22 protein-coding genes are annotated in these 26,984 nt (G+C 60.4%); 7 read left to right on the forward strand and 15 right to left on the reverse strand.

Annotated features, from left to right (window positions below):
- Window positions 1-26 precede the first annotated feature (26 nt).
- The gene (gene deoC, locus Q4D83_RS02180) at window positions 27-695 is read left to right on the forward strand and encodes a deoxyribose-phosphate aldolase (RefSeq protein ID WP_303172559.1); all 669 of its coding nucleotides are present in this window, start codon (window positions 27-29) and stop codon (window positions 693-695) included.
- Window positions 692-2,362, forward strand: coding sequence for a phospho-sugar mutase (locus tag Q4D83_RS02185; protein ID WP_303172562.1), 1,671 nt, complete (start codon window positions 692-694; stop codon window positions 2,360-2,362). The genes deoC and Q4D83_RS02185 overlap by 4 nt, the downstream gene beginning before the upstream one ends.
- Window positions 2,363-2,373: 11 nt before the next feature.
- On the opposite strand, the gene Q4D83_RS02190 is transcribed toward Q4D83_RS02185, so the two are convergent.
- From Q4D83_RS02190 to Q4D83_RS02200, 3 genes are all read right to left on the reverse strand, one after another.
- Window positions 2,374-3,297, reverse strand: a complete 924-nt coding sequence (locus tag Q4D83_RS02190) for an ADP-ribosylglycohydrolase family protein (RefSeq protein WP_303172564.1) — start codon at window positions 3,295-3,297, stop codon at window positions 2,374-2,376.
- 125 nt (window positions 3,298-3,422) lie between these two features.
- Window positions 3,423-4,616 carry a hypothetical protein gene (locus tag Q4D83_RS02195; RefSeq protein WP_303172565.1) on the reverse strand — a complete coding sequence of 398 codons (1,194 nt, stop codon included), beginning with the start codon at window positions 4,614-4,616 and terminating at the stop codon, window positions 3,423-3,425.
- 238 nt (window positions 4,617-4,854) lie between these two features.
- Window positions 4,855-6,141, reverse strand: a complete 1,287-nt coding sequence (locus tag Q4D83_RS02200; protein ID WP_303172567.1) for an alpha/beta fold hydrolase — start codon at window positions 6,139-6,141, stop codon at window positions 4,855-4,857.
- A 42-nt stretch (window positions 6,142-6,183) separates the two neighbouring features.
- Between Q4D83_RS02200 and Q4D83_RS02205 the strand changes: the two genes are divergently transcribed.
- From Q4D83_RS02205 to Q4D83_RS02215, 3 genes are all read left to right on the forward strand, one after another.
- Window positions 6,184-7,446 carry a hypothetical protein gene (locus Q4D83_RS02205; RefSeq protein ID WP_303172569.1) on the forward strand — a complete coding sequence of 421 codons (1,263 nt, stop codon included), beginning with the start codon at window positions 6,184-6,186 and terminating at the stop codon, window positions 7,444-7,446.
- A gap of 107 nt (window positions 7,447-7,553) precedes the next feature.
- Entirely contained in the window at window positions 7,554-8,114 is a 561-nt protein-coding gene (locus tag Q4D83_RS02210; RefSeq protein WP_303172570.1) for a neocarzinostatin apoprotein domain-containing protein, read from the forward strand.
- Between the two features lie 129 nt (window positions 8,115-8,243).
- Complete coding sequence (locus tag Q4D83_RS02215; protein WP_303172572.1) at window positions 8,244-9,521, forward strand: YdiU family protein; 1,278 nt, start codon at window positions 8,244-8,246, stop codon at window positions 9,519-9,521.
- Here Q4D83_RS02215 and Q4D83_RS02220 read toward each other — a convergent pair.
- From Q4D83_RS02220 to Q4D83_RS02235, 4 genes are all read right to left on the reverse strand, one after another.
- A complete protein-coding gene (locus Q4D83_RS02220) occupies window positions 9,518-10,348 on the reverse strand; it encodes a PRD domain-containing protein (RefSeq protein WP_303172574.1) in 831 nt (276 codons plus the stop codon). The two genes, Q4D83_RS02215 and Q4D83_RS02220, sit on opposite strands and share 4 nt — an antisense overlap.
- Window position 10,349: 1 nt before the next feature.
- Complete coding sequence (locus tag Q4D83_RS02225; protein WP_303172575.1) at window positions 10,350-10,850, reverse strand: glucose PTS transporter subunit IIA; 501 nt, start codon at window positions 10,848-10,850, stop codon at window positions 10,350-10,352.
- Window positions 10,843-12,423 (reverse strand): PTS transporter subunit EIIC, encoded by a 1,581-nt coding sequence (locus tag Q4D83_RS02230; RefSeq protein ID WP_303172576.1) that lies wholly within the window; start codon window positions 12,421-12,423, stop codon window positions 10,843-10,845. Before Q4D83_RS02230 ends, Q4D83_RS02225 begins: the two co-directional genes overlap by 8 nt.
- A 246-nt stretch (window positions 12,424-12,669) precedes the next feature.
- Window positions 12,670-12,864 carry a DUF4177 domain-containing protein gene (locus Q4D83_RS02235; RefSeq protein ID WP_303172577.1) on the reverse strand — a complete coding sequence of 65 codons (195 nt, stop codon included), beginning with the start codon at window positions 12,862-12,864 and terminating at the stop codon, window positions 12,670-12,672.
- 74 nt (window positions 12,865-12,938) lie between these two features.
- Between Q4D83_RS02235 and Q4D83_RS02240 the strand changes: the two genes are divergently transcribed.
- The gene (locus Q4D83_RS02240; protein ID WP_303172579.1) at window positions 12,939-14,012 is read left to right on the forward strand and encodes an alpha/beta hydrolase family protein; all 1,074 of its coding nucleotides are present in this window, start codon (window positions 12,939-12,941) and stop codon (window positions 14,010-14,012) included.
- Here the strand turns inward: Q4D83_RS02240 and Q4D83_RS02245 are convergent.
- The 4 genes from Q4D83_RS02245 to lepA form a co-directional block, all read right to left on the reverse strand.
- Entirely contained in the window at window positions 13,999-17,181 is a 3,183-nt protein-coding gene (locus tag Q4D83_RS02245; protein ID WP_303172581.1) for an exonuclease domain-containing protein, read from the reverse strand. The two genes, Q4D83_RS02240 and Q4D83_RS02245, sit on opposite strands and share 14 nt — an antisense overlap.
- Before the next feature lie 103 nt (window positions 17,182-17,284).
- Window positions 17,285-19,849: a hypothetical protein gene (locus Q4D83_RS02250; protein WP_303172582.1), complete on the reverse strand. Its 2,565-nt coding sequence runs from the start codon at window positions 19,847-19,849 to the stop codon at window positions 17,285-17,287.
- 717 nt (window positions 19,850-20,566) lie between these two features.
- Window positions 20,567-21,541 (reverse strand): hypothetical protein, encoded by a 975-nt coding sequence (locus Q4D83_RS02255; protein WP_303172584.1) that lies wholly within the window; start codon window positions 21,539-21,541, stop codon window positions 20,567-20,569.
- 145 nt (window positions 21,542-21,686) lie between these two features.
- Window positions 21,687-23,534: a translation elongation factor 4 gene (lepA, locus tag Q4D83_RS02260; RefSeq protein ID WP_303172585.1), complete on the reverse strand. Its 1,848-nt coding sequence runs from the start codon at window positions 23,532-23,534 to the stop codon at window positions 21,687-21,689.
- A 217-nt stretch (window positions 23,535-23,751) separates the two neighbouring features.
- Here lepA and Q4D83_RS02265 point away from each other — a divergent pair, with 217 nt between their 5' ends.
- Window positions 23,752-24,300: a type II toxin-antitoxin system PemK/MazF family toxin gene (locus Q4D83_RS02265; protein ID WP_303172587.1), complete on the forward strand. Its 549-nt coding sequence runs from the start codon at window positions 23,752-23,754 to the stop codon at window positions 24,298-24,300.
- Between the two features lie 21 nt (window positions 24,301-24,321).
- Here Q4D83_RS02265 and Q4D83_RS02270 read toward each other — a convergent pair whose 3' ends face one another.
- From Q4D83_RS02270 to Q4D83_RS02285, 4 genes are read right to left on the reverse strand one after another with little or no spacing between them, the layout of a single operon-like run.
- Window positions 24,322-25,110: an energy-coupling factor ABC transporter ATP-binding protein gene (locus Q4D83_RS02270; RefSeq protein WP_303172588.1), complete on the reverse strand. Its 789-nt coding sequence runs from the start codon at window positions 25,108-25,110 to the stop codon at window positions 24,322-24,324.
- Between the two features lie 42 nt (window positions 25,111-25,152).
- Window positions 25,153-25,905, reverse strand: a complete 753-nt coding sequence (cbiQ, locus tag Q4D83_RS02275; protein ID WP_303172590.1) for a cobalt ECF transporter T component CbiQ — start codon at window positions 25,903-25,905, stop codon at window positions 25,153-25,155.
- Complete coding sequence (locus tag Q4D83_RS02280) at window positions 25,902-26,234, reverse strand: energy-coupling factor ABC transporter substrate-binding protein (RefSeq protein WP_303172592.1); 333 nt, start codon at window positions 26,232-26,234, stop codon at window positions 25,902-25,904. Before Q4D83_RS02280 ends, cbiQ begins: the two co-directional genes overlap by 4 nt.
- Window positions 26,231-26,953 (reverse strand): energy-coupling factor ABC transporter permease, encoded by a 723-nt coding sequence (locus Q4D83_RS02285; RefSeq protein WP_303172593.1) that lies wholly within the window; start codon window positions 26,951-26,953, stop codon window positions 26,231-26,233. The genes Q4D83_RS02280 and Q4D83_RS02285 overlap by 4 nt, the downstream gene beginning before the upstream one ends.
- Between the last annotated feature and the right edge of the window lie 31 nt (window positions 26,954-26,984).

Genomic DNA, 26,984 nt, shown 5'->3' on the forward strand with positions numbered 1-26,984 from the left:
GCTATTTGCTGAGGAGTTTACTCACCATGACCACTCGCGCCGACGTCGCCGCGATTATCGACCACACCCTGCTCAAACCGGAAGCAACGCGCGAACAAGTTGCCGAACTCGCCGCGGAGGCCGGACGCTTAGGCACCTTTTCCATTTGCGTGTCGCCGTCCCTGTTGCCGGTGGATACGCCCCCTGGCGTGGCGGTTGCCACTGTGGTGGGGTTCCCTTCCGGGGCGGTGCGAGCGTCCATTAAAGCTGCCGAAGCTGCGGCAGCGGTTGCCGACGGCGCCGACGAGGTGGACATGGTGATCAACCTCGCCCTGGTCAAGCAGGCGCAGTGGGATGCACTCACCGAAGAAATCGCTGGCGTCAAGCAGGCGTGCGGCTCGGCGCTCCTCAAAGTGATTATCGAATCCGCCGCGCTGACCGACGCTGAGATCGTCGCCTGTTGTCGCGCCGCAGAAGCCGCGGGCGCCGACTACGTCAAGACTTCGACCGGCTTCCACCCCGCCGGCGGCGCATCCGAACACGCAGTGAAACTCATGCGCGCAACCGTGGGTGACCGCCTTGGTGTGAAAGCCTCCGGTGGCATTCGCACCACCGAGGCCGCACTCGCCATGATCGACGCCGGCGCTTCCCGCCTCGGCCTGTCCGCATCCGCCGTGATCCTCGACGGGCTACCCGAACAAGAAGGTTCCCTATGAACACTCTCCAACGCGCCGTTGTGTGGCGCGACCACGACCCCGACCCCGCCACGCGGGACACCATAACCAAACTTATCGACGCCGCGACCAGCGGCGACACCGGCGCCGAAGCCGAGCTCGCCTCCCGCTTCGCCGGACCGCTCACCTTCGGCACGGCCGGATTGCGCGGCGAGGTAGGCGCGGGCGAGAGCCGCATGAACCGCGCCGTGGTCATCCGAGCGACCGCTGGCTTGGTGTCCTGGTTGCAAACGAAAACTCCGAACCCCACGGTGGTCATCGGCTGCGACGCCCGCCACGGATCCGCGGAATTTCAACGCGACGCCGCGGAAGTCGTCTCCGGCGCTGGCGCCACCGCCTTGGTGCTGCCCGCACAACTGCCCACCCCCGTGACCGCGTTCGCCGTGCGCTCCCTTGGCGCGGACGCTGGCATCATGGTCACCGCCTCCCACAATCCCCCCGCAGACAACGGCTACAAGGTTTACCTCGGTGGCCGCGTCAGCCCCGGCGACGGCGACGGTGTGCAAATCGTCTCCCCCGCCGACAGCGAAATCACCGAACATATCAACGCCCAGCCACCGGCTGATCAAATTCCCCGCACCGACGACAACGTCAAACACGTGGACGTGCTTCAGGAATATCTCAAGCGTGCCGGTGCGCTGGGCACGCCCAACCCGCTGCGAATCGTACTCACCCCCATGCACGGTGTGGGTGGCGCGGTGGCAGTGCAAGCGCTCGCAGCGGCTGGTTTTACTGACATCCACGTGGTGGAGGAACAGGCGCTACCCGACCCGGATTTTCCCACCGTATCGTTCCCCAACCCGGAGGAACCCGGCGCTCTGGACCTCGCGTTTGCGCTAGCCACAGATGTGGAGGCAGACGTCATCCTCGCACTCGACCCGGATGCAGACCGCTGCGCCGCGGCAATCCCTACCGCCACGGGTTGGCGGCAACTCACCGGTGATGAGACGGGCGCATTGCTGGGCGAGTACATTGCTACCAAGTACGCGAAAAGCGGCGCCAAGGGCGGCGTGATGGCGAACTCGATCGTCTCCGGTAGGTTGCTTTCGCGCATTGCCGAAGACCATGGTTTGGATCACCAGGCCACGCTCACTGGTTTTAAATGGATCGCGCGGACTCCCGGGCTCGTGTTCGGCTACGAGGAAGCTATCGGATACTGCACCGACCCCGAATACGTACGCGACAAGGACGGCATCACCGCTTGCATCACCATGGCCAGCCTCGTTGCCGCGCTCAAGGCGCAGGGGCGCACCGTGGACGATGCGCTCGCAGAGCTAGCCCGGCGCCATGGCCTGCACGCCACTGCCCCGCTGACGTTTAGGGTGTCTAACCTACAGCTCATCGCGGATGGCATGGACACGCTGCGCGCGCACCCGCCGACGGAGCTGGCGGGCTCGAAAGTGGTGGAATTTTCCGATTTGGCGGAAGGCTACCAAGGGCTGCCAGGCACGAATGGCGTGCTCATCCGCACCGCCGACGACGATCGCGTGATCGTCCGTCCCTCCGGCACCGAACCCAAGCTCAAGTGCTACCTTGAGGTAGTGATCCCCATGGACGAATCACACGTTGACGTTCCTTGGGACGCCGCGGACCAGCGCCTCGGCGAGCTCAAACGCGACGTCGCCAAGGCGGTTGGTATGCAGGCGTAACCGCCGCGGGGTTAGCGCGAGCCTAGGTGCAGCAACTGCTCCGCAAGCGTGGGCAGGTCCTTGGGCCAATACTCCTCACCGCGAGGATTCAGCGTCCCAGGGCCTGGCTCGCACTCGTCCACAACCTTGCGCCACCGCGCGGGGATGGCCTCCACGCCGTACACCGACCCCAACAACGCGCCGCACACGGCACCATTCGTATCCGTGTCACCGCCAAGGCCAATGGCATGCACCAAGGATTCCTCAAAGCTGTCGCCATTGGCCAACTCCCACACCGCCTGGAAGAACGCGTTTTTCACCGAGCCCATGCGGCCCATCAAATCACGCTTACCCCCGGCGACCGCCGCTGCCACGAGTTCGCGGACCACGGCGCTCGGGTCGCTGGCCAACAACTCCAACACCTCAGTGGCGGTCAGCTCGTCGCGGATAGCGGAAGACACCGCCACGACGAACGCCTGGTTGATCTCCTGGCAAATGTGGTGCGGGTGCGTGAGCAAACAATCCGCCACAGCGAGTTCCCGCGCCTCCGATTCCGAGAAATTCGCGGCGTAGATCGCCAGCGGACTCACACGCATCAACGCACCATTCGCCTGACTGGTCTCATCCAACCTGCCGCGCAGCAGCGCGTTCGTACATGTGGAGCCAATGTCAAACGGTCCAGATTGGGCCCACGCCTGATAGGAAGCCCGCACGTCGTCCGCATCGAAACCGTTGTTTCGAACGATGCTGCGGGCAAGGGTCAAGGCCATTTCCGTATCATCTGTCGGCTGGCCCGCAATGATGGAATGGGAGCCGCCGTCAGCAAGCTCGCGAACACCGTTGGGGTACATCTCCTTGATGGACTCCGGGGAACGAAACTCCACCAATGCACCCAAATTATCGCCAATTGCCTGGCCGTACAGGACGCCTCGGGCGCGATCCAACGAAAAACTCATGACGCCAACTCCTTCGCCGTTAAAACCTTGGACACAGTTGCCCCCAATGGTAGGGCGGTTGCGGGTGTAGCAGCCTTGGATCCTCCAAGCGGGGGTGATGCGCAACCGATTCCAGAAACCGCGACCTAGGCGGAATGCCCAACGACGCTGATATCACGAAGATCGCGCGGATGGACAAGGAACAAGCGCGACGTGACCACGCACTCCAGTTCCACGCAATCCCCCATCATCGAACCCACCGTAAACACCGAGGAAAAATCACCCTCGGAGTTGTTGCACAGCGTCGCCTTGACCAACGATTGAGAATCTTGCAACCAGCCCCACGTGGACCTGTCATTAACATTGATGTCCAAGCCCTTCAAGCTGGCGGGGCAGCCCAGCGCCTGCGGATGCTCCACGCCACCTGCAGCGCTATCCGAAAATTGTTCCACCATCTCGCACGAATCTTTGCCCACATACTTTGCCAGCACCCGCGTGGGCACCTTTGAAAGCACCTGGCGGGCGAGGTGCTTCGCCGCCTCGCCCACCGCCGGATCCGCGCGCAGCACCGTGTCCCGCAGCAATGAATCAATCGCGGTGAGCAACGCCTCGCAGGAGGCATCCGCGTCCGCCGTTGGCGACACCGACACGTGCGAAGACACCAGCTGCTCCACAAAGTACAACTCAATGGCGCCGGTGGTGCGGCGGACGCGGTATCCCTCGAGTTCCAACCGGGTCAACATGGCAACCATGACCGACCAGCATTCCCCCACTTCCACCATCAACTGCCACAGCGTGATCGGGGCGTACTGGCTGGCCAACTTCAACCCCACGTGGAACAACAAGTGCGGATCGTTGGGATAGTGGAACGACAGGGAGCCGTAATCCGACGTCGCGCTAATCCGGTCGCAGGCGCACCACACAATCGGCAATTCCTCGGCCTGCACGGCGACCATACTGGGCAGCACGAGCAACGCATCGCCAAACTCGTCGAGCGTTACCGCGCCAAACACGAACTCAGAAACCCCTTCAATGGGCAGATACTCAACAACCTGAGCTGCCACCATGTAGCGGTTGCTGGGACGCACGCCATTGACATTGACGGACGTCACAGCGCAGGCGGAATCGACGGCCGGAATCTGAGTGGGGTCATTACCAACAGCGCCGTACGCGGCGGCGACGTACGCATCCATATCCGCGAACACATCCAAGCTTGAGGGCACAAATATTGGCACATCAACATCTAAGGGAATGCTAGTGATCTGCCGGTATGCCTCGGGCTGGATTAACACACTCGTGAAATCCTCAAACACGGAGATTTCCATTCCGACCATTTCCATACAGGAGACGCTAGTACCCCCACGCGAAAACTGAAACGCTTTGCCCCAATCTGGAACGTCAAAGCCGTCAGCTTACCCCTATCAAGGGGTAATTTAACACTGTTTTTCCGGCTTTATTTTTGCTACAAAGCGCAGGTACTGGCGTTTCCCAAGCCCGTCAGGCCTGCGAGCAAGCTTCAATTATGCCACGCAATTTTTTTCACCGCAGCAAAATTGAAATATTACTCAATCGGATGTTCTAATATTCGTTAGTCTTTGCTAATAACGTACCGACGATTCCACCCCCATCAACGCCAATTCCATCATGCTGAAATTGATTTGTGATATGTAGACGAAGATCGCGAAAAACCCCGGCAGTTTCCAAAGATAAGTCCATGGGAACAAAAATATCGTCGTAATACACAGCCGCCGCACAGACCGCGGAAGCCTCCGAAAGAACATCTCGGTTATACAGGCAATCCCAATCCGCCTTCGCCGCGAGGGTGGCCGCAACCTCGGCATACGGCTTCAGGGCCGGATCCTCGATAAACTGCCACGGAAAAATGTGTTCGGCAGTAAGAAAATATGGCTCGCAAAAATCACAGGGATTCGCGCTTTCCGCAAAACCCGGGATTTCCTCGCGGATCCTATGCGCCGACCAATTCGTCTGACCTTTCACGGTACCACCGTAGATTGCCTCATGGACCACCGCATATAACGGATTTCCGGCGAAGGAAACGCGCTGCCCCACCTCCGACAAAAACGATTTCCGCAACCGTTTTTCCCCACGGAACATCACAAAAGGATCCTCCAAAAGGTAACCCAGACGATCAAAACCCAACCCACGACCCAACTCGATGCCAATGGTGCGGAACCGTCGCGCCGACAAGCGTTCGCCGGTTGGAAGCAGCTCCGCTGCCGACTTCAGATGGTGGCAGATCTCCCGAATGCGCTGATCAGCCCACGGAAACTGGGCGTAAAACCGTTCATGCCGCACCTGGGTGCGGGCAAACGTCGCGCGGTACACATCGTCCACGTGACAGTCGGTGGCGGGCAATCCGCCGGTGATATACGCCCGGTGCACCGCATCCGGGAACCGAGACAAATAGGTGGTGATGCAAAACCCGCCGAAACTCTGCCCAAACAACGACCACTTCTCCACGCCCAACGCGTTTCTGAAATCCTCGCAGTCTGCCACAATGTTGTCCGCGCGCAACAAGGTGAAATAGGTGGGCTCGATCGTCGGGGCGTCGATAAGCGCGGAACCAGAACGACCCGTGCCGCGCTGATCGAGCAACAACAGGCGGTGCTTTTGCAAGATGGTTTCCATCCACCCGCTCGGGCCGAGAAATTGCGGGGAGGGGAAGCCCGGGCCGCCTTGAAGGTAGACAACGATCGGCCAGTCCTCGCCGCCATCCGGAACGATTTCACGGGCGAAGATATCCAGCGTGCCCAGCTGCGGGCTAGCTCGATCCCATGGCACGGTGAGCGTGTGAGAACGTACAGTAAAACCGAATCGACGGTGGGCGCTAGTACGGAGCGTCATAACCACGATCGTACCTATGTCCAATGTCTGCTCGGAGCACGTATGCCCAAAACCACCTCGCCTTCCCCGCGTCTGCACGGGATCGACCTCGCCCGCGCGCTGGCTATTCTCGGCATGGTGTACGCCCACGTCGGCCCCGACGCAGGCACCTCGCTGAGCAACTTCGGCGACAACCTCACCCGCGGATTCGCCTCCGCAACCTTTGCGGTCCTCGCTGGCGTTTCACTTTCGATCATGGCCGTCAAGCCCTCCGCGAGCACTTTTCATCGGCTCCTCGTGCGCGGCATTATCCTCATGGCGCTGGGCACCATCCTGCAGGTAGTGCAAGGTTCCATCGCCGTGGTGCTCATCGCCATCGGCATTATTTTCGCATTGTTGCCGCCGGTAACACGGTGGCGCAGCCGCTGGGTGCTCGCGCTGTTCCTCGCATTCCTGGTTATCGGTCCTGGCGTCCAAGTGCTCCAGCAATACCTCACGACGTTCGCCGAGGTGCTCGGCATGCCGTACCCAGCGGTCACCTGGCTCACCTACGGCACGCTCGGCATACTCATCCACCGCCACGTGGTGCACTCAGCGGTGTGGCAGTCCGCGTGCGTGATCCTCGGCGCGGGCATCGCCGCTGCGGGCGTCTCATTTCGCGAGCCGTTCAGCGACAAGTTCCAGCCGGACGAGCTGCTCGGCGTTTTCCTGAGCCCCGAACCACACCTTGGAGGTTTGTTCGACGTACTGGCCTCCTGCGGGGCGGCGAGCGCAACGATTGGCGGCTGCCTGTTACTGGTGCGGGGGGCACGGCAACCGCTGTATCCACTCCGCGCCCTCGGCGCGATGTCGCTCACGTTTTATGTATGCCACGTCATCACCGCGGGCCCAATCCTCGATCATTTCAACGCATTGCAGGACCCAACCGCGACTACGACCGCGGCGTCGACAAGCGCGTTACCACCGGAGGTCGACCCCATGGAGGCGCATTGGGAGGAATACCGAGAGCTCGTGCGCACAGCCGAAAACTATAGCGATTTCAGTAGCGCCGAACAACAGTTCTACGAGCGGATTTTTCAAGAGCCGCAAGCCGGCGGCGACGCCCCTGAGGAGCCGAGCCGCATGCCGATCTTCTGGGCTACCCTCGCCACGGGCTTGTTGTTTGCGCCGCTGTGGCTGTGGTTTTTCCGTCGCGGCCCACTCGAATGGGTAATGCATCGCCTCATCGAACGCGCCGTGGCGGAGCCGAAGCCGCGCCCACAGCCGCAACCAAAACTCGGCGATAGCTCCCCGAGCGGCGCGGAGTCCGATACCATTACATCCTGAGCAGCGCAATCGAAAAACGCTTCTCATCACGAACCTAGCAGTGCGCCAGGTAGGCTCATCTAGGACAATAAAAGAATCACCCTGTTCGGAAAGGCCCCAGAAACTCCATGACCTCCCGCATCCGCACCCTCGGCGCTGCGTCCCTCGCAGCCGCTACCCTCGTCCTCGCCGCTTGCAGCCCGCCCAACGAGCAGGACACCACGGAATCCAAGGTTGACACGGCCTCTGATGTAGCAGCCCCTACGAAGAGCGCCTCCGCAACAAAGTCCACGTCCGCCACGACGACCCAGGCGTCGTCCGATTCCATGACAGCTGACGCCAGCACCACCACAGGGCTCAAGGACGGCGATAAAGTCACCGTGAAGCTCACCGGCCTTGACCCCACAATGGGCTACTACGCCGCGATTTGCGCGGAGGAGGCTACCCCCGGCAACCCGGTGCCCGTGTGTACCGGAAAGAACGGGGATTCGGCGTCCCAGGCGTGGATTAAGGCGGAGGGCGGCACCACGGCAATGGCGGAGGATGGTACCGCCACCGTTACATTGACTGCCGCCTCCACCGGCGAGGGGATCGATTGCACGGTTGACGCATGCGTGCTCAAAGTGTTTGGTGATCACGCGCAAAACTTCGCGGACATCACCAGCGTTCCTGTGACGTTTGCCAAGTAGCCGCAGCTCGGCGATTACAACTGCTGGAAACATACACGGCTTACCCGCCGCGGGAGGCTTTGTCCGGTCGGCGGCGGCGTGGCGGCGGGCGTGCGCCACTTCGTCATGGGCGCCACGTAGACTTTTTCCATGCTCTCTATCCCGGCCCCGGTTATCCAGCACCGCTTTGCGGACGCGTTTCCTGAGCTGTCCGTGCCGCACACCCCGGAGAGCGCACCGGAGCCGGAATTAGTTGCACTGAACGCGCCGTTGGCATCGGAGTTGGGGTTTGATCCTTCGTGGTTGCGCTCGGAGGACGGCATCGCGTTTTTGCTTGGCAGCGACGCACCGCACGCCGTTGCGCAAGCGTATTCGGGCCACCAATTTGGCCACTATTCCCCCCTGCTTGGCGACGGCCGCGCTTGCCTCCTCGGCGAAGTCCGCGCCTGCACCGGCACCCTCTACGACATCCACCTCAAAGGCTCCGGCCCTACCCGGTTCGCACGCGCTGGCGATGGCCGCGCAGCGCTTGGGCCGATGCTGCGCGAGTTTATGATCAGCAATTTTCTGCACACCGTGGGGGTGCCCACGACTCGGTCGCTCGCCGTGATTTCCACCGGCCGCCGCGTGCAACGGGAACGCAGCCTCCCCGCCGCAATATTGGTACGCGTTGCCGCCAGCCACTTGCGGATCGGCACATTCCAAGTGGTTTCCAGTGTTGACCTGCTGCGACGCCTCGCTGACTATGCCAGCCAACTGCATTACCCGGATACCGAAGGTGATGCGCTAGCACTCCTCGAGGCGGTGATGGACTCCCAGGCCGACACCGTGGCGCGCTGGATGGGCCTCGGGTTTATCCACGGCGTGATGAACACCGACAACACCACCATCTCCGGCGAAACCATCGACTTTGGCCCCTGCGCGTTTCTCGAACACCATGACCCCCACGCCTGGTTCAGCAGCATCGACACCAAAGGCCGCTACCGCTTTGGAAACCAGCCTGGCATCCTCGCGTGGAACCTACAACGCTTCGCCGAAACACTCCTTCCGCTTATCGACGCCACCCCTTCCGAAGCCATCCGCAAAGCCGAATTGCTGTGCGACTCTTTCGCGGATCGTTTCATGGGGGCTTACCGCAGCGTGCTCCAAGAAAAACTCGACGGGGCCATCCCCAGCAACTTCCACATTCACGGCGACCACACCGCCTACTTTTCAGATATCGCCCCGCTGAAAAACCCCGTGATAATCCCCCGAAACCACCTGGTCGAGGCGGCAATCCAGCAAGCCAACGACGGCAACACCGAACCGTTTTGCGCCCTGTATGCCAGCCTGACCACCCCGTACGATATCCCCTCTCAGCACCCCGAATTCATGCAGGCCGCCCCGCCCGGCTTTACCGAACAATTCCGCACCTATTGCGGCACTTAGCGCAACCTGGAAATGTGCAGCGCAAGGAAACCGATTTCCGCCTCGCTGAGCTTCGGATACTGCTGTGCAATCAGAAACTCCGCAACTATTTCCGCAACTCGCCACGACGCCGCCAGCGATTGCTGAATCACCGCGATCACCTCCACCGGTTCCCGGTCACACCGCCGACCTGAGGCGAAACCGGCAAGCAGATAGCGCACGTGGGTAATAAACCTCGCGGTTCCCGCCGCTGCGGGATCAAGCCGCACCGCCAAATGCCGCTCCACAAGTTTGACAATCCCACCAATGTCTTGGGTCATGCGCACCGCCGAGGCAATACGATCGCACGTAAACTGGGCGCTGACCACATGCAACGCAAACGCCGTGGCCTCCGAAGGATGTATGTCCACCCCCAGGTCCGCCCGAATCACCTTGAGCGCAAACCTGCCAAACTCGTGTTCCTCCGGATACAACTGAGCCACCTCGAACGCCAACGGCACATCAATGTCTTGTCCGTCACGCGCCCTGCGCAACGCGAACGCCAAATGCTCCGCAAGCGGCAACAACATCGACACCGGGTTGAGCCCAAACCGATCCTGGGCGGCGATCACGATCTTGCGGGCAACAGCCAACACGTCCGCCGGGATCAACGCCAACGCGTCCGCAATCTTCCCGGCGCGCTGCTGCGACTCCAGCACATAGGTTAACTGAATCCGCTCCGGCGGCACCTGCTGGCCCGGATTGACCCGAAACCCCACGCCTCGACCCGTCACGACCACACTACGCCCGTGGGCATCGATAGCCTCAACCACGTTGTTATTGCACCGACGCTTGAGCGTATACCCCATACTAGCGCTCCAGTTCGAGCACGTTTTCACCGAACGCGGCATCGAAACGGGGTTCGTTATGGGTCATACCGGCAGCGTTTGTCACCAACACCATGGTGTCCAAACAGTCCACCGCCGAACGGATAGCGGCGGCGTTTTCGAGTTGCACCACGCCCTCGCCGCGATCCACATAATCCCCTTGAATGCGCAACGCCCGAAAGCCATTCCCTTTCAGATTGACCGTGTCCACTCCAATATGGACGAGGATCTCTACCCCCTCCGGGGTGCGAATCGAAAATGCGTGGCAGCTCGGCAACATCTGAAAAATCTGGCCAGTCACCGGCGCCACAATGACATCGTCTGCGGTATGCACCGCAAATCCGAAGCCCAATATCCTGCGGGAAAACACCGGGTCGGGCACTTGCTCGAGGGGAAACAACTCGCCACGCACGGGCGCCTGGATGCCCAACCTATTGCCCGCGGCAAGGCGTCGCCGTTTCCCAAAACCGAACAAACTAATCATCCAATCCAAGCAGCTCCGCAATCGCGTTTTTATAAAGCACTGCCTTTGCACCGTACACGGCCTGAATCCCTCCTGCTACATCCAGCACATCGGTAGCACCAAGCTTACGTAATTCCGTGCGATTCACGGCCGCCGAATCCTTCACGCTCACCCGCAACCGGGTAATGCATGCGTCAATATCCTCGATGTTCTGTTCCCCGCCAAGAGCCTCGAGTACGCGTGCGGATTCCTCATAGAGTGCGTCACGTGGCAGCGCCTCCACAGCGGCCACGTCAAATAGATCCACGCTGGCTGGCTCCTTCGGCTCCGCTTCAACCTCATCCTCAAACCGCCCTGGGGTGGCCACATTGAACTTGGTGATGTACCACCGGAACACCACGTAGTAAAGGGCAAACCAGAACACACCCACTGGGATCACATACATCCAGTGCGTTTTCTCATGGCCTTGGATGACGCCGAACAGCAGGTAATCGATCACACCCCCAGAGAAAGTATTACCGATGCGCACCTGAAGCACATCCGCGATGAGGAAACTCAAGCCATCAAACGCCGCGTGAATGAGATACAGCACCGGCGCCGTAAACAGGAACATAAACTCAAGCGGTTCGGTGATGCCGGTGACAAAACTCGTCACGGCAGCGCCCAGGAACAAACCAGCGAACTTAGCTCGGCGAGTGCGCGGGACACAGTGGTACATGGCCAGCGCAGCACCCGGCAAACCGAACATCATTGTGTCGAACCGCCCCGCGAAAAATCGGGTACCTTCCGTGAACAGGCCCTGGTGCGAGGAATCCGCAAGCTGCGCAAAGAAGATCTTCTGCGCGCCCACTACCTGCTCCCCCGCGACCTGTTCCACTCCCCCGAGCTCCGTGTACCAGAACATCGGGTAAATCGTGTGGTGCAAACCCACCGCGCCGGACAAACGCAACAAGAATCCGTACAGGAACGTGCCCAAGTACCCCAGCTTGGCCATCCCCTCGCCCGCGTTCACCAGTGCCATCTGAATCGGCGGCCATACCAAGAAAAATACCGCGCCCAGCAGGATCGCCGCACCGGCGGTGACTATGGGCACGAACCTCGAGCCGCCGAAAAAGCCCAATGTGGGTGGCAATTGAATGTTATAAAACCGGTTGTGCAGATACACCGCCGCAGCGCCAATGGCGAGCGCGCCGATAATCCCAGTATCAATAGCTTCGCCGTCTGAGTTGAACACCTTCAGCAGCGAAGCCGTGGTGCCGGTCATGATCAGGTAGCCGACCACACCCGCGAGCGCGGCGGTGCCTTTGTCCCGCTGCGCCAAGCCGATGCACAACCCAGTGGACAGCAGAAGTGCCAGATTGGCGAACACCACGGAGCCGGCGTCGCTCATCACCTGAAACACGCCCTGGGCGAATGGGTGATCCAATACCGGGTACGCTGCAACGGTAGTCGGATTGCTGAGTGCCCCACCAATACCCAATAACAAACCCGCCGCCGGCAAAATAGCAATCGGAAGCATAAAGGCCTTACCGACCTTCTGCATGGTTTTAAACGCCGCGCCCTTCCGCGCCGGGCTCGCAGCCTTCTGCGTCATAGCAATCATCCCCTTCATCGTTGGGAATCGATAGCCTCATGCTCAGGTTTTGCTTCCGCACGCACATACGCATTGCTGCGCGGCCACGGAATAACAATCCCGATGACTTTTCCGTATAAAATTTTCCCCTTGTCTACCCCTAAGATTAGGCAACGACAAAGGGAAAAACAACAACCCACAAGGCCGCAACGTGGAAACGTAGCCCGCGCAGACTCCCCCTCGATCAGATCCGGTGGCCGATAAATCCTAGCGCTCGAAAATCACCATGATGCCTTCCACGCCGCCGGGACCGATGCGGCCTTTCACGTCCGTGGCAGTGATGGTTTTCAGCACCCAGCCTTGGGCCGCGTGCTCGTTCAGTAGCTTCTCCAACTTCTTGCCCGAGACTTTTCCGCCAATAAGCCCTTCGCGCATTTCCACAACTTTGTATTCAGTAGCCATGCCCCCAAGGTACCGGAGCGATCGTACCAACCCGGGTCAGCAAGATAGCTTGGTGTCTGAAATAATCGATATTCGTGTCCATCTTGCGTTCCGTGTATAACCGTGCCGTCACCCGGTTTTCGCGTATGCCTAACGCCTCTGGCCGAATCGAACTGTTGCTCAGCACGCTGCACCATCACGGAATCCGCACCCTCCCGTTCCCGGCCGTGTTCCGCAACGACGCCGTCTACCTCCCGCCCGCAACCAGCACCTACCCCGCGGCGCGCCTCGCACGGCGCAGCCTTGATGCGGCCACCGGCATCGAACGCTGGTGGATCGAATCCCCGGCGATGCGCCGCGAAGTGCAGGTGCAAATCCTACGACTCGGTGACCCGAACATTTCCGCGCCCACGCTGTTATTACTGGATGGTTCCTCCGCGCCAACCGACAACGGCTGGATTGGGGAGGGACACATCGCGGACACGCTCACGGGGGAACACGCGGTCGTCGTCATGCCCACGGAAGCCAGCGGCTCACACTACGCGGACTGGCGCGACGCCGACCCGCTGCTCGGCCGAATGAAGTGGGAAACGTTTCTCTGCACCGAACTGTTGAGCGTATTGCAGCTCCCGGAAAACGGGTTGAACACTAACGGAGTGCGCATCATCGGCGGGCTATCAATGGGCGCCGGTGCCGCCGTCCGCCTCGCGAACACACACCCGAATCTCTTCCACGGCGTCATCGGAATTTCGGGTTGCTATTCCACTACGGACCCCGTCGGCTGGGAGTACCACAACGCCATCACCCGGTGCGTCGGCGGCAACACGCGCCACCTTTGGGACGCCGAAACCCGCGCGCGTGCGGACGTCGCCCGCAACCCTGAGGGCCTTAGAAACACCGCCGTCTACCTTTTCACCGCCGACGGCCGCATCACCGACCGTGACCTTCAATTTCACACCAACCGACCGTTTCAGGAATTACTGGGCGCCGTATTGCTCGAATTCGCCTCCTGGTGCTGCACCGAGCGTCTCGACGCCGCGATGAGCGCCGCCGGCATGCAAAACTACCGCGTGGTCTACCAACGCGGCGGCGTCCACGATTGGATCTACTGCGCCGAACAACTCCGCGCCGGGTGGGACTGGATCATGCCGCGCATCACGCCTGCCTGAGCAGCTCCGCAAGCTCATCGTCGTTGCGGTTGCGCAACCGACGCACAGCCTGGCGGCGCGGGGCGTCGGCAGGCAACCCGAGGGCAAGGTTGATCGCGGCGAAAGCCTCGTCCTCGGTGTCGGCCTCGATGGCCATAGCGTTCAACAGGGCGGCCAGCCCCCGAAGGCCATCCTGGGCAGGCAGCGCCGGCAGTACATCGAACTCGTCGGCGAAGACGAACCAGACGCGGTCGCCGGCCTTCGCATCCATCGGCTCGAGAAACCTGCGAATGGTACTCAGCGAACAATTCACCCGCCCCCACCGCAACGTCTGCGGCCCCAGGCGGCTCGGCACCTCGAACGGTTCGTTGAACTCCAACCCGTAGAGCGCCGCAACGCCAAGGGGCACCGCGCTGCCCGAGCCTCGTAAATGATCGTCGGTCACCGTCACCAGCAGCATCCAAGCATCATCGTGGAAATACATGCCTTTCGAATCCTCTGGCGTGCGATCATTCACCGGAGTCTCGGTGTTCACGCGCACGATACCGTCCTCCAGGATGTACTCCGGCCCAGACACATAGAATCCAACCGAATGTTTGGAAATGCCGAAGCGTTTCGCCTCCTCCTTAAGCTGTTCCAGGGGAACCTCGCCGCCGTTTTCCTCGATGCGCTGCAACAAAAAGTCGGATAGATTCGTCCACTCCTGCAACCCCCATTCCTTCAGCGCCCAGGTATCCATTGCCGATCGCACAAAGATCTCACTACGCCCGAGAACATTGACAATGGAACCCCGGCTACGGTCCGATATCAGCGCGTGCAGCTGGTCAGTGGTCATGGGCGAACCATGCAACGCGAGCTCCACCGCCACCCGATCCAAAATCGAACTCTTCGGCGGAAGCAGGAACGGCCCGCGGCGGATATAACCCAATTGCTCCGTGCAATAGTCGGAAATACGTTCGGGGCTACCGCCGGGGAAATGCTCCAACACGGCAGTGACCAGCTGCTGCTCCTGCAGCACCCCATTATGATCGACCGCACCCTTGGCGCATTCCTCGACCACAGACTCGAAATTGTCAAACAAGAGCCAGCCATCGGAGATGCGCCATTGCACCACGCGCCCCTGCGCGAACTCCACGCCAGGTTGGCCATACACCCACGTTAAAATTTCCAGCAGATTTCGTCCCGTGTCGGGTTTGATCCGCGCCGCCAAACCAGGAATCAAATCAAACGCGGTGTCTAAACTTGCGCAGGGCGAAAAGGCGGCAGCGCAGGCGCTCACCACGGTTTCGCACGCCGGGGCATCAGCGCGAAGCTCTTTGAGCAACGCGGCCTCGAGCTGGCGTATCCGCTCACGCGTAATGCCAAAACGGTCACCGAGTTCCTGGAGGTGCTCGGCTCCCGTGGCGCGGCCAGCGATAATTGCGGCGCGGCGCTTCGCGTCGGTGCGCAACAACGCACCGATCTCCGCGACGGCCTGGGCAATCAACCGATCCCCCGGCTTCGTTGCGGCCGCCAATTGGTGGCCCAGGCGCTCCGGCACCGCCAACTGCGCCACGTAAACCTGTTCCAAATCTGGCCAATGCCCCAAAAGGTCAAGCCAGCCAGCCGCGAGATCCATGGTGGCACTGGGCTGAATCGCGGCGTCGTCAAGCTGGCCGACCCCTGCGAGCACCGCGGCGTCGATAACGGACCACACAGCCGCTTGGACAACCCCTTCGATCCGCACGGGGCCAAAACCTGGAAGTTCGGCGAGCGCAGCAACGGAAGCAGCAAGAGGCTCTGGGAAACGTCTCAGCCAGGTTTGCACAGAGGTACTGTTCGGATCAAGTCCGTCGGGCAACACCGCATCATCCACATACGGCGACATTTCCGCGAGCGGCGTTTCCGGATACTCCGCGATCCAACACTTCGCAACCTCCGGCACCGTGTCCACCTCCGGGGAACACCACGGGAACAACTGCGCGATGTCCGGAGTCGGCCCCGCGTCCCCCGAGGTTGGGTGTTCGCGAGCTGCATCCGCGGGCAGCAATGGATCCAACAGCGCCGCGAAAGTGCGTTCGGTAACGATGGGGATTTCCAGTTCCTCGGCGGCGTCGAGAAGCCCCGCGGAATTGTGCGGCGCGTTCGTAATCACCACCACCGTACGCTGGTCAATACCGCCAATGGTGAGCCCCGCGAGCTTAGCGTGGCGCTGCCAGGTTTCGCGGGTCAGCGCGAGCGGACCAAGGAAACACACGTGATCGCCGGATCGCAGCTGCAACGACTCCGCGATCCCGTTGCTTTCCGCCGGCGGCACCACCCCAAGTTGCTCGGCGAGTTGCGGCATGTCCGGATGGTGGCCGTCGCGAACCACCATACGAGCGAACAGGATTTCGTGCAGTGCGCGGACGTCAGCAACGCTCAAATTGTGTCTCGCTGCGGACTGCAACATCTCCGCCTGCTGCCGCGCAGTAAGCGCCCCCAACGACAGCGCCGACACCAACTCTTTGAGGTAGGCTGCCCGCTCGGCGGCGACGCTAGGATCGTCAATAGTTTCGTAGCGTCGGAGGGTCTCCGCTCGCTGTCGCGTCTGCGTTTCAGACGGCTGGGCTGGCTCCGGGCGGGGCACGAGATCGATGCCGGAATCGTCAAGGCTATCCAGCTGCGCGTCGGTGAATTGCACCGGCGTTGCGGCCGTGAGCTCCTCGTGAGCGGCCGGCAACATTGCAGCAAGCAATGCCGCACTCCCCACCGCCTTACCGAGCGCTCCCGCAGCGGGCCACGCCGGCGCGCCGCTGGCACGAAGGCAGGCGACCAGGTCCTCGCTGGCGATGGCGAGGTATTGCTTGCTCAAGGCAAGCGTGCTTACCCCGCCGACGTCTTGATCAAGCTGAACACCTAACCGCGCAAATTCACGGACCAGCCAAGTATTTACGCGTTCGAGATCATGCGCCACGAGTATACGCCCACGCAACAATTCGGCCAGGTTGCGTGCAATGTAATCGAAATAGGGCGCGTCTTGGACATCTTTCCGCGCGATGTGATGCTCGTTCGAATTGTTAAACTCTCGGTCCGGATCTACTAAAGTCTCCCACGTTTGCTCAATCGCACCATGCGAATCTAGAAGCACCACCCCGATTTCTAAAACGCGATCCGAATCGCCTAATCCTGTTGTTTCGAAATCGAGGGCAGCAAACATAGGAGCATTCATACCACCCACTCTAGAGTGCACAATTCAAATCACTGAAGACGGACACAAGGAAGTATCTAGTTTCAGTTACAACAAAATCATTGTTTACACCCGCACAAATCCGCTATGCCCAGCGCAATTTCTCCGCAAGTTCCGTGTCCCCGCGCGCAATCAACCGCTCCACGGCGATGGTACGGCGGGCGTCGGCGGGCAACCCAAGCGCCCGATTGATGGTTGTGAACGGGCTTTCATCGGCGCGTTCCACCAACCCCATTGCGTTAAGCACCGCTCGTTTGCCGCGCAGTTTAAGGTCCACGCTCGGGGCGGCAATCACATCGAATGAACGTCCAAATACCAGGAAAACGCGATCACCGGGACGGGAACCCAACTCCAGCAAAAACCGCCGCAACGTACCCAATGCGCAATTGGAGCGCCGCCAGCGAATCGCCTGCGGGCCGAGCCTGCTGGGAATCTTGGTTGGACGATTAAACCGCAGCTCATAAAGGTTTACCACCGCGGGTTGCACCACGGTGCCGGAACCCCGCAACTGCTCCTCGGTGACAGTAATCAATTGCATCCACCCAGCATCACCCCAGTACATTCCCCGCGAGTTTTCCGGGGTTTGCGGGCACGTCGGTTCTTCTTCGCTCAAGCGCACCATGTCGCGCGGGCCGATCACAAACTCAGGGCCCCGCAAGTATGTCATCACGGAGCTTCGCGCCACCCCGAATGCGGTGGCTTGATCGATAAGCCAATCTAGGGGAGCCTCGCCCCCGCGCTTACGAACACGACGAGCAAGCACATCGGCGAGATTTGTCCATTCCTCAAAATCCCACCCCCGCAATGCCCACGTATCCACAGCGCAACGATAAAAATACTGAGACGAATGTAAGGCACTCACAATTGAGGCAAGAGTTCTGTGCGGCATTCGATCATGGAGTTGTTTTGTAGTCATTGGCGCCCCGCGCAGCGTAAGCTCTACACCCGCCATTTCCACGATGGATTGTTCGCGAGGAATAAGCCTAGAATCTCGTTGCTGATAGTTACACTGCTGCAAAATGTACGGTAAGAATTCCTCCGAATAGATTGCTTTTGATCGGCGCTTCAGCTGCGCTAAGAGCATCTCAGTCTTCACAATGCCAAATTGATTACCAAGTGATTTTAAGAGGCCGTTCAGTATTGGCACGAAATCATCACAGATTACCCAATCCTCGGAAACTTCCCACCGGACAGCAGCCCGCCGCGAATTAGGCACCCCGTGGCGCGAATACAACCAACACAACACCTCGAACATAGTGCAATCGACGCGCGCGTCAGCCGGTTCAGCCAGCAGTGGCATCTGTTGCAGCACGGTGTCCACCCGCACGCATGGATGAAAACGCGAAATCATCGCGCTCGCTAGGAGTTCGCAAAATTCACCATGCTTGCGGATATTTTCACCTAATCGAACTTCCATTTGGCGCGTCCGCTCGCGGGAAAGCCCGAGGGAGGTCGCGGCTGCTTGGAGCGTGTGCAGCTCCCCTGCCCGCTGCTGCAGCAACGCGGCGTAGTGGAACGGGTCTTGGTCGATCACGCGGGAAATTTCGGCGGCGGCACGTTCGTAGATATCGCGAGCCGGGCTGGGGTGTTGTGCCATCGCATCCGCGAGTTGCGGCAGCAACCCGCCGCGGAGTTTTGCCGAATCCCCATAGTCCAGCCACGCACCATGCAGGTCCAACCAGCCTGCGAGCACGTTCAGCGCCGGCAACGGGTGTGGAAAGCGCGCGGGACGCTGCTGCGCAAACCCGATATACATGGCGTGCAGTACCAGCGCACGCACCAGCGCCTCGACCTCGGCGCGGAGGAATCCTTGGCCGCGCAAGATTTCCGCAACAGTGGCGTACAGTGGCGTCGGAAAACGGTTGAGCAAACGTTGCACGTGACTGGACTTGGTATCGAATCCTTCCGGCAGCACCATCGGGTTCAACAGCGGGGAAAGCTTATACAACGGCAGCATTGCGCACTCGCTGATCCACTGCAACACCACCGCCTCGACATCGTCTGCAACCCCCACAAACCAAGGGAAGATCTGTTCGAAGTCCCGGTGGGTGAACGAGGCGCCACCAAGGCCAGCATCCACGCACCGGCACGAATCCTCGCTCAAGCTTGGCAGCAGCTCGCCGCCAGCTATCACGAGCGGCACCGCCTGCCCAAGATCCAAAACTTCATGCGAACCAAGGTCGCGCCACGCCGCTGCCACGCGCTCCGCTGCACGCGCCACTGCCGATGTCCCCCGCTGCCCCGCGAGCCCCGCGTCGTACAAGGCGACACCATCGTCGAGATAGTTACCACCTCCGGTATCGTCGTAGCCGAGCTCACGCAACGAAAACCCGAATCTTCCTTCGGGTAGCTTCACCCCGCAACGCCGGAAACTCTCACGCAACACTCCGCATACGTAATCGAGATCGTGTGCCACGAGAAGCCGCCCACGCAGGAGCGCCATCAATTGTCCGGCGATGTCCCGAAATGCTAGGTCCGCTGAACCCGCCCCGGCAGGCGCGTCTTCGTCACAATGAGTGACAACCGCTGCCCAGCGGCGTTCGAATTGCCGCTCTGAGTCGAGCAAAATCACGGCAATCGCGAGGGCGCGCTCATGCGCATTTGCGCCTGAAATTGAAAGCTCTATTACCGCGAACGAAGGCAGGGTCATGCCCACCACAGTAGAGGTCGAATTTCCCGTTTAGAACTGCAATTCGCATTAATTAAACCGAATTGGGGGTACCGCCCGCAGATCACACCGCGTGTTGCGCACAAGGTCAGATACACGGATCGCTGGCATGTGCGCAGTTCACGCAAGCAATAGAACATTCGCAGCAACAAATCCACGCCGCGAATATACGCATTGAACGCAACGTTTCTCGACGCCGCGTCCGCCGCCGCGCACCCCACCACAATTCAGGCACACAATCTAATTGTGTGCGTGTTTATTTTCGGCGGAAAATCCTCTCGTCCCGGCGAATTCAATTCCGTGTTTCCGGGAGCGCGCCAACGCATTCATTGCAAACCCAATCGAGGAAATGCATTTCCCGCGAAAATGAGATGCAATAAGGTGGCCTCACCTGCAAGAAGGCCGAGTTTCATAGCCCCAGCACCTGTGCCGCACACGCCGTAGTAAAATATTCACCAAGGCAAGGGGCTGCGGCAATCCGGTGATAGTCAGCACCCCTCATATGCGTCTTGCTGTGCAGGGTAACAAGGTGAGCCCCTCGACTACCCGGACGCTAGGCCAACGCGAAAACGTGTGCGCAAGCCCACCGAGTCGAAGCCAATCGCTGCGGCCCCTTGCCGAACCTCCCGCCATACGCACAACAGTGCAAAACCGGCGCGGGAGATTGCACTGTTGGTCGAGTGCCTAGCCGCGCCACGGCTACTCCTTGAGGAACCCGCTCACAAACGTCAGCTCACCAAGCCCATGCTCCACCCCTTGGGTGTACAACTCCGCCGCGGTTTGCGCGAGGCAAAGCTGACCGTTCCGCCTGTGCAAATACCCCAACCGCCACATGGACTCCAAGTCTGCGACAAATCCGTCAAACTCCTCCATGCATTCTCGCGCGCTGCGGGGCGCGGCGTCCGTAATCAGCTGGTCAGTGCGCTGGTCGAACTCGAGTACGCTCACAACACTCTCCGGGGTGAGGCTGCCATCCTCAAACACCTCGATGCTCCCGCCATGATCGTGCAGATACTGCGCCACCACGAAGCAACTGCCCAGCGTGGTGCGGGAGACCTTCGCAGGCACTTCGTCAATACGCTCGGCGCCCACCCCGCCCATTTGCAGCGCGAACGCCAGCTTCATCCGCGTATCGGCGTCCTCGGCGGTTTCCGGCTCCTCCGGCAGGCTCGCCAAATACTCCATTGCAGGAATCACAAGCGTCGGGGAAAGCCCGTGCGGTAGCTGCCCAGCGGCACCCTCGGCGTCATACTGCAACGCAGCACCGACAACCTTCGAACTCGTTTCCGGATCCCACAGACCGCTCCGAGAAACCACCTGCGGCAACCGATCCCAATCTTCCAACTCCACGCCATCCGTAAGCGAGAGCACGCACCGCCAATCGTTGACCTCAGATAGGACTAACTCCAGCGAATCGAAACCCAGCAGCTCTTCAAAGCTCATCGAGTAGCTGTCCGCGTCGATCACCCCCTCTGGGTAGTCTTCCGCGGGACCGATAAGTATCGACACCCCGTCACGCACGCCCAGCAGCAATACCGCTGGGCCCGGCACCGCCGATAACCCTGCCGCAATCAAATCCACGCATTCCGCAACATAATCCTCGCCGTCCAACAGCATTGTCGCGTGCGGATACCCAACATTTAACGCCCGTACATCCACCTGAATTGGCCTCATGCCAGCAAAGCATAGCCAGCACCAGCGACACACGCGCAGCGGGTTTAGCACAAGCGTTCGGACACTGCGCGGGGCTCATGTGAAGACGCTGAAGCGCCCTGCACATTGTGCCCGTTACCTCGCACCTCTTGGGGGTAGCGGGCCGTTAATCCCCATCCGTGCTCAGCGCAGCGACGAATGCCTCTTGGGGCACTGACACTGAGCCGATGTTCTTCATACGCTTCTTGCCTTCTTTTTGCTTCTCGAGCAGTTTGCGCTTACGGGAAATGTCGCCGCCGTAGCATTTCGCAAGAACGTCTTTGCGCAGGGCACGGATGTTTTCACGGGCGATGATTTTGGAACCGATCGCGGCCTGCACTGGAACTTCGAATTGCTGCCTAGGAATAAGTTCCTTGAGCTTCACGGTCATCTTGTTGCCGTACCATTGTGCATTGTCGCGATGGACGATGGCGCTGAAGGCGTCCACGGGTTCACCTTGCAGCAGGATGTCCACCTTGACCAGGTTGGCTTCCTGCTCCCCGGCTTCCTCATAGTTGAGGGAGGCGTAGCCTTTGGTGCGGGACTTCAGCATGTCAAAGAAATCGAAAATGATCTCGCCGAGGGGCATGGTGTAGCGGAGCTCGACGCGGTCCTCGGACAGGTAATCCATGCCGCCCATTTGGCCGCGTTTGGATTGGCACAATTCCATGGTGGTACCCACGAACTCGGCGGGCACGATCACGGTGGCTTTCACGATCGGCTCCCACACTTCCTTGAGCTTGCCGCCCGGCCAGTCGGAAGGGTTATGCACCATCAACTCGGAGCCGTCTTCAGCGATCACGCGGTAATTCACGGAAGGGGCCGTAGAAATCAGGTCCAGATCGAACTCGCGTTGCAACCGGTCGCGGGTAATTTCCATGTGGAGCAGCCCAAGGAAACCGCACCGGAAACCAAAACCCAGCGCCACGGAAGTTTCGGGTTCGAAGGTGAGCGCGGCGTCGTTCAGCTGGAGCTTTTCAAGTGCGTCGCGCAGGTCAGGGTAATCAGCCTGAGAGATTGGGAAAAGCCCGGAATACACCATGGGCTTGGGTTCCTCGTACCCCTTGAGCGGCACTTCCGCGCCCTTGTGCGCCCAAGTGACGGTGTCGCCGACCTTAGATTGGCGAACGTCCTTCACACCAGTAATCAGATAACCCACTTCGCCCGGGCCAAGCCCTTGGCACTTTTTCGGGGTGGGGCTCACGATGCCGATTTCCAGCAACTCGTGAGTAGCGCCGGTGGACATCATGCGGATCTTTTGCCGCGGTTCAAGGCGTCCGTCCACCATGCGGATATAGGTGACCACGCCGCGGTAGGTGTCGTACACGGAATCGAAGATCATTGCGCGCGCGGGGGCATCCGGAGCGGCGTCCGACGTCGGCGCGGGCACAAGCTCACACACACGGTCGAGAAGCTCGGGCACACCGGCGCCGGTTTTACCTGAAACACGCAACACGTCTTCTGGTTCACAACCGATAATGTGAGCGATTTCCAAGGCGTACTTTTCGGGATCCGCCGCAGGCAGGTCAATCTTGTTGAGTACCGGGATGATTTCTAGGTCGTTTTCCATGGCCAGGTACAGGTTCGCGAGGGTTTGCGCCTCGATGCCTTGCGCGGCGTCGACAAGCAAAATGGCGCCCTCACACGCCTCGAGGGCGCGGGAAACCTCGTAGGTAAAGTCCACGTGCCCAGGCGTGTCAATCAGGTGCATAACAATATTTTCGCCCGCGTGTTTTCCGGACCGCGGGACCCAAGGCAGGCGCACGTTTTGAGCCTTAATGGTGATGCCACGCTCCCGCTCAATATCCATATTGTCCAGGTATTGATCACGCATGTCGCGGGCCTCCACGACCCCCGTGAGCTGCAGAATTCGGTCCGCGAGGGTGGATTTGCCGTGATCGATATGCGCGATGATGCAGAAGTTCCGGATCTGCGCCGGGTTCGTAAACGTAGCTTCCGCAAAATTGCTGGCCATAGTATTGAGCGTCCCTTTCCTGATATAACCCACCCAACAATACCCGAGGCGTGCCCGAAGGTTAAGCCGTCGCTAGTGCGGCAGCTACCAGCGTGTTTGCCTCAATGTGACACACTGCCAGCACCCCGTACTACGCTAGACAACCATGGGACGCGAAAACTCCCGCCGATTACCGCGGCTGAGAAGGACGGCACGATCCGCCTCCGAGCCTCGGTCTGTGCTTCGTAAGTTAGGTCGATTACTACGTCCCAATCCGAACAAAGAGCCGTCCGCACACGACCCCGAACTTGACCGCGGGCTCGCACGCCTGGGCGACCGCCTTGGTCTCGACGTCCCGACGAACGACACCCCGCAGCGCCGCGCCGTCGCAGTAGTCAACGCCAAACCCACGCACGCGCTGGCCCGCAGCCTGTACTACGCGCCCGACATGGACGGCCAAGCCGACCCCGGCGAGGTGGTGTGGATCATGGTAAACACCAACGGCCCTGACAAACCGCCCATGGAACGCGCCATCGTTGTCGTCGGACGCGCTGCCCACAAAATCCTCGGTCTGCTGATTTCCCCAGACGACGCGCACAAAAACGAACAAAACTGGTTGGATATCGGCGCCGGCGCCTGGGACGAATCCAGCCGCCAATGCTGGGTACGGTTGGACAAAGTCCTAGAAATCCCCGAGCTGCATATCCGCAGGCAGGGCGCCATCATCCCGAAGCATCGTTTCGACCGCATAGCCAACCGCCTGCGCAAAGAATACGGTTGGGGCTAACTCGGCGGCACCAAGGACAAGCTAGGAAATCAAGTCATCCGGCGTGTGCACCCGGCGGCCAAGCGCAGCCGACACGAGCGGCGCCCAGGGCAACTCCAGCCGCGCGGCCCGCAACAACTCGCGATCGCACATGATTTCGTCCACCGGTCCGGCCACGAGCTGGCGATTATGAATCACCACGGCGGTGCGAGCAAACGCGTAAGCGAGGTTCACATCGTGTGTGGAGAGGACCACCGCGGCGTCGATACGTTCGAGGGTTTGCAGGAGCTGCGCACACCCCGCCGGGTCAAGGCCAGCAGTCGGCTCGTCGAGCAACAGCACCTCCGGCTGCATCGCCAACGCACCGGCCAACGCCACGCGTTTGCGTTGTCCATACGAAAGCTGCTGAGGCACGCGGTCCGCGAGGTCCGCAATCTCCGCCGCCACCATGGCGGCTTCGACACGGCGTTCTCTCTCCTCGGCGGCGAGCCCCTGATTACAAGGCCCGAACGAGACATCATCACGCACGGACAACGCGAAGATTTGATCGTCCGGCTCCTGGAGGACCAACTGGACCACCGACCGCGCAAAGTTACGGCTACGCTTGCTGCGATCCAGTGCCTTGCCCTTCACAGTCACCGTCCCACGGGTAGGCGCCCACGAGCCGCACAGCAGCCGAAACAACGTGGACTTCCCCGCACCATTTTGCCCAAGCAGCGCAATCCGATCGCCGGGATAAATATCCAACGAAACGCCATCAAAAATCGAAGCGCTGCCGTCATGGGCGAAACTTGCCCCACGAAGCTGCACCAACGGCGGCGATTGACTCATCTCACTTCACCTTTACTATCGTTCCACCAGCCGGCGCTCGCCTTAGCCGCCTACGCCCTGCGTCGAAGCGAACAAACTTAATAGCGCGATGGTGGCTAGCAGTGCCGCATACCCAACGACGTAACCCCACCGCGTCGCGGCGCCGCGCGAACCACCGACAAGGTGCATCGTTGCCAATTCACCACGCAAACTAACCCCCTCCCCGAGCCTGCGGGCGCGGGTAAAGGCCACCACAAACAGCGCAGCAATCAGCCCCGCTACCGAATGGATCCACCTTCGAACATTGGTGTGCCCGAGGCGCAGGGCTTGCGCCTCCCACATGGTGCGAGCGGTGTCGATAAGCGTTGCAATCATCCGGTAGGTCAACGCCATCACATGCACAATCGAACCTGGGACACCGATACGCCCGCACCAATCCATCACGTGCGCCATCGGGGTAGTCAGCGCAAACAACATGGTGGCGCTCATCGCCACCACAGAACGCAGCAACACCTCAACAGCGTCCCCCACCCCACCCGGGATCAACACCACGCCGTTGGTGGTAATCGCAAAAATAAGCGGTCCGAGGCCCACGGCAATGAACGCCGCAGGGGCCGCGACCAAACCGGCATACAGCCGCCACGGAACGCCCGCCCGCACCGCACAAACAACAATCAACACGGCAAATAGGGGCAACGCCGGGAGCGGCGGCAGCGCTATCACGCAACACGCAGCGCCCAGCAACAACGTCGCCTTTTCGCCGACGCTCACGCCCGCCCAGCGGCTCCGCGCCGCAGCAAGCTCAAGCGCGTTCACGCCTGGGTAGCATTCGCAGAGTCGCGTGACTCCTGCTCAGCCTCAGCGCGCGACCGGCCACGATAATTACCCAACGCAAAACCCAGCACGCCGGCGCCAAGCGCAGCTTGGAATGCAAACAAGCCCGATTCCACCTCGCCCGGCAATTCGCCTACCAGCGGCTCAAACCAAGGCTTGTAATCCGGGTTCGTCTCAGCAACGATGCTCTCCGCGGCGGCATCGGTACCACCGAACTGTTCTTCAGCCGTAGGATCGCCGAAATTGAAAAACATCGGAAACGCGGCAATAACAATGGCGAGGCCAATCATGCCCCACGTTGTGGATTTCATCGGGTGACGCCCTCCTTGACCTCGCTGGTTTCGGATTCCGTGGTGGGGGTGGCCGGCTTGGCCGCTGGGGTCAGCACGCCGAGGATCCGCAGTTCCTTCGACGCAATGACACTTAAGCTACGGAACACCAGTACGGTGACGATGCCCTCCACCACGGCGAGCGGAACTTGCGTCGGCGCATACAACGCCATAAATGTGGTGGCGGCGTTGGCGAATCCGGCGGCATGATGAGCAGCAGCCAATTGCAGGGCGGTGACCACATAGGTGGATAGATCGGCAAAAAATGCCGCAAGGAAAATGGCAACGCTCGCCGATAATCCGGCTTTCCGCGAGACCTTCCACATGGCGTAACCGACCCACGGCCCCACAATCGCCATAGAAAACACGTTCGCGCCGAGGGTTGTGATGCCGCCGTGTGCCAACAGCAACGCTTGGAACAGCAACACAATACTGCCAAGCAGCGCCATTACAGGCGGCCGGAACAGTACCGCCCCCAACCCAGTACCGGTCGGATGCGAGGACGAGCCCGTCACCGATGGAATCTTGAGCGCACTGAGCACAAACGTAAATGCACCAGCCGCTCCGAGCAGCAGACCGGTTTCCGGCTGTTCCTTGATTTGCTTCTTTACCGCCATGGCGCCGTGCACAACAAACGGTGCTGACGCTACGCCCCACGCGATCGCATGAGATGCGGGAAGGAACCCTTCCGCAATATGCATAATGAAAACTTCTTTCGTGTCACCTGGCCCG

Origin of the sequence: Corynebacterium sp. (assembly GCF_030532715.1) — a bacterium.
Lineage (GTDB): Bacteria > Actinomycetota > Actinomycetes > Mycobacteriales > Mycobacteriaceae > Corynebacterium.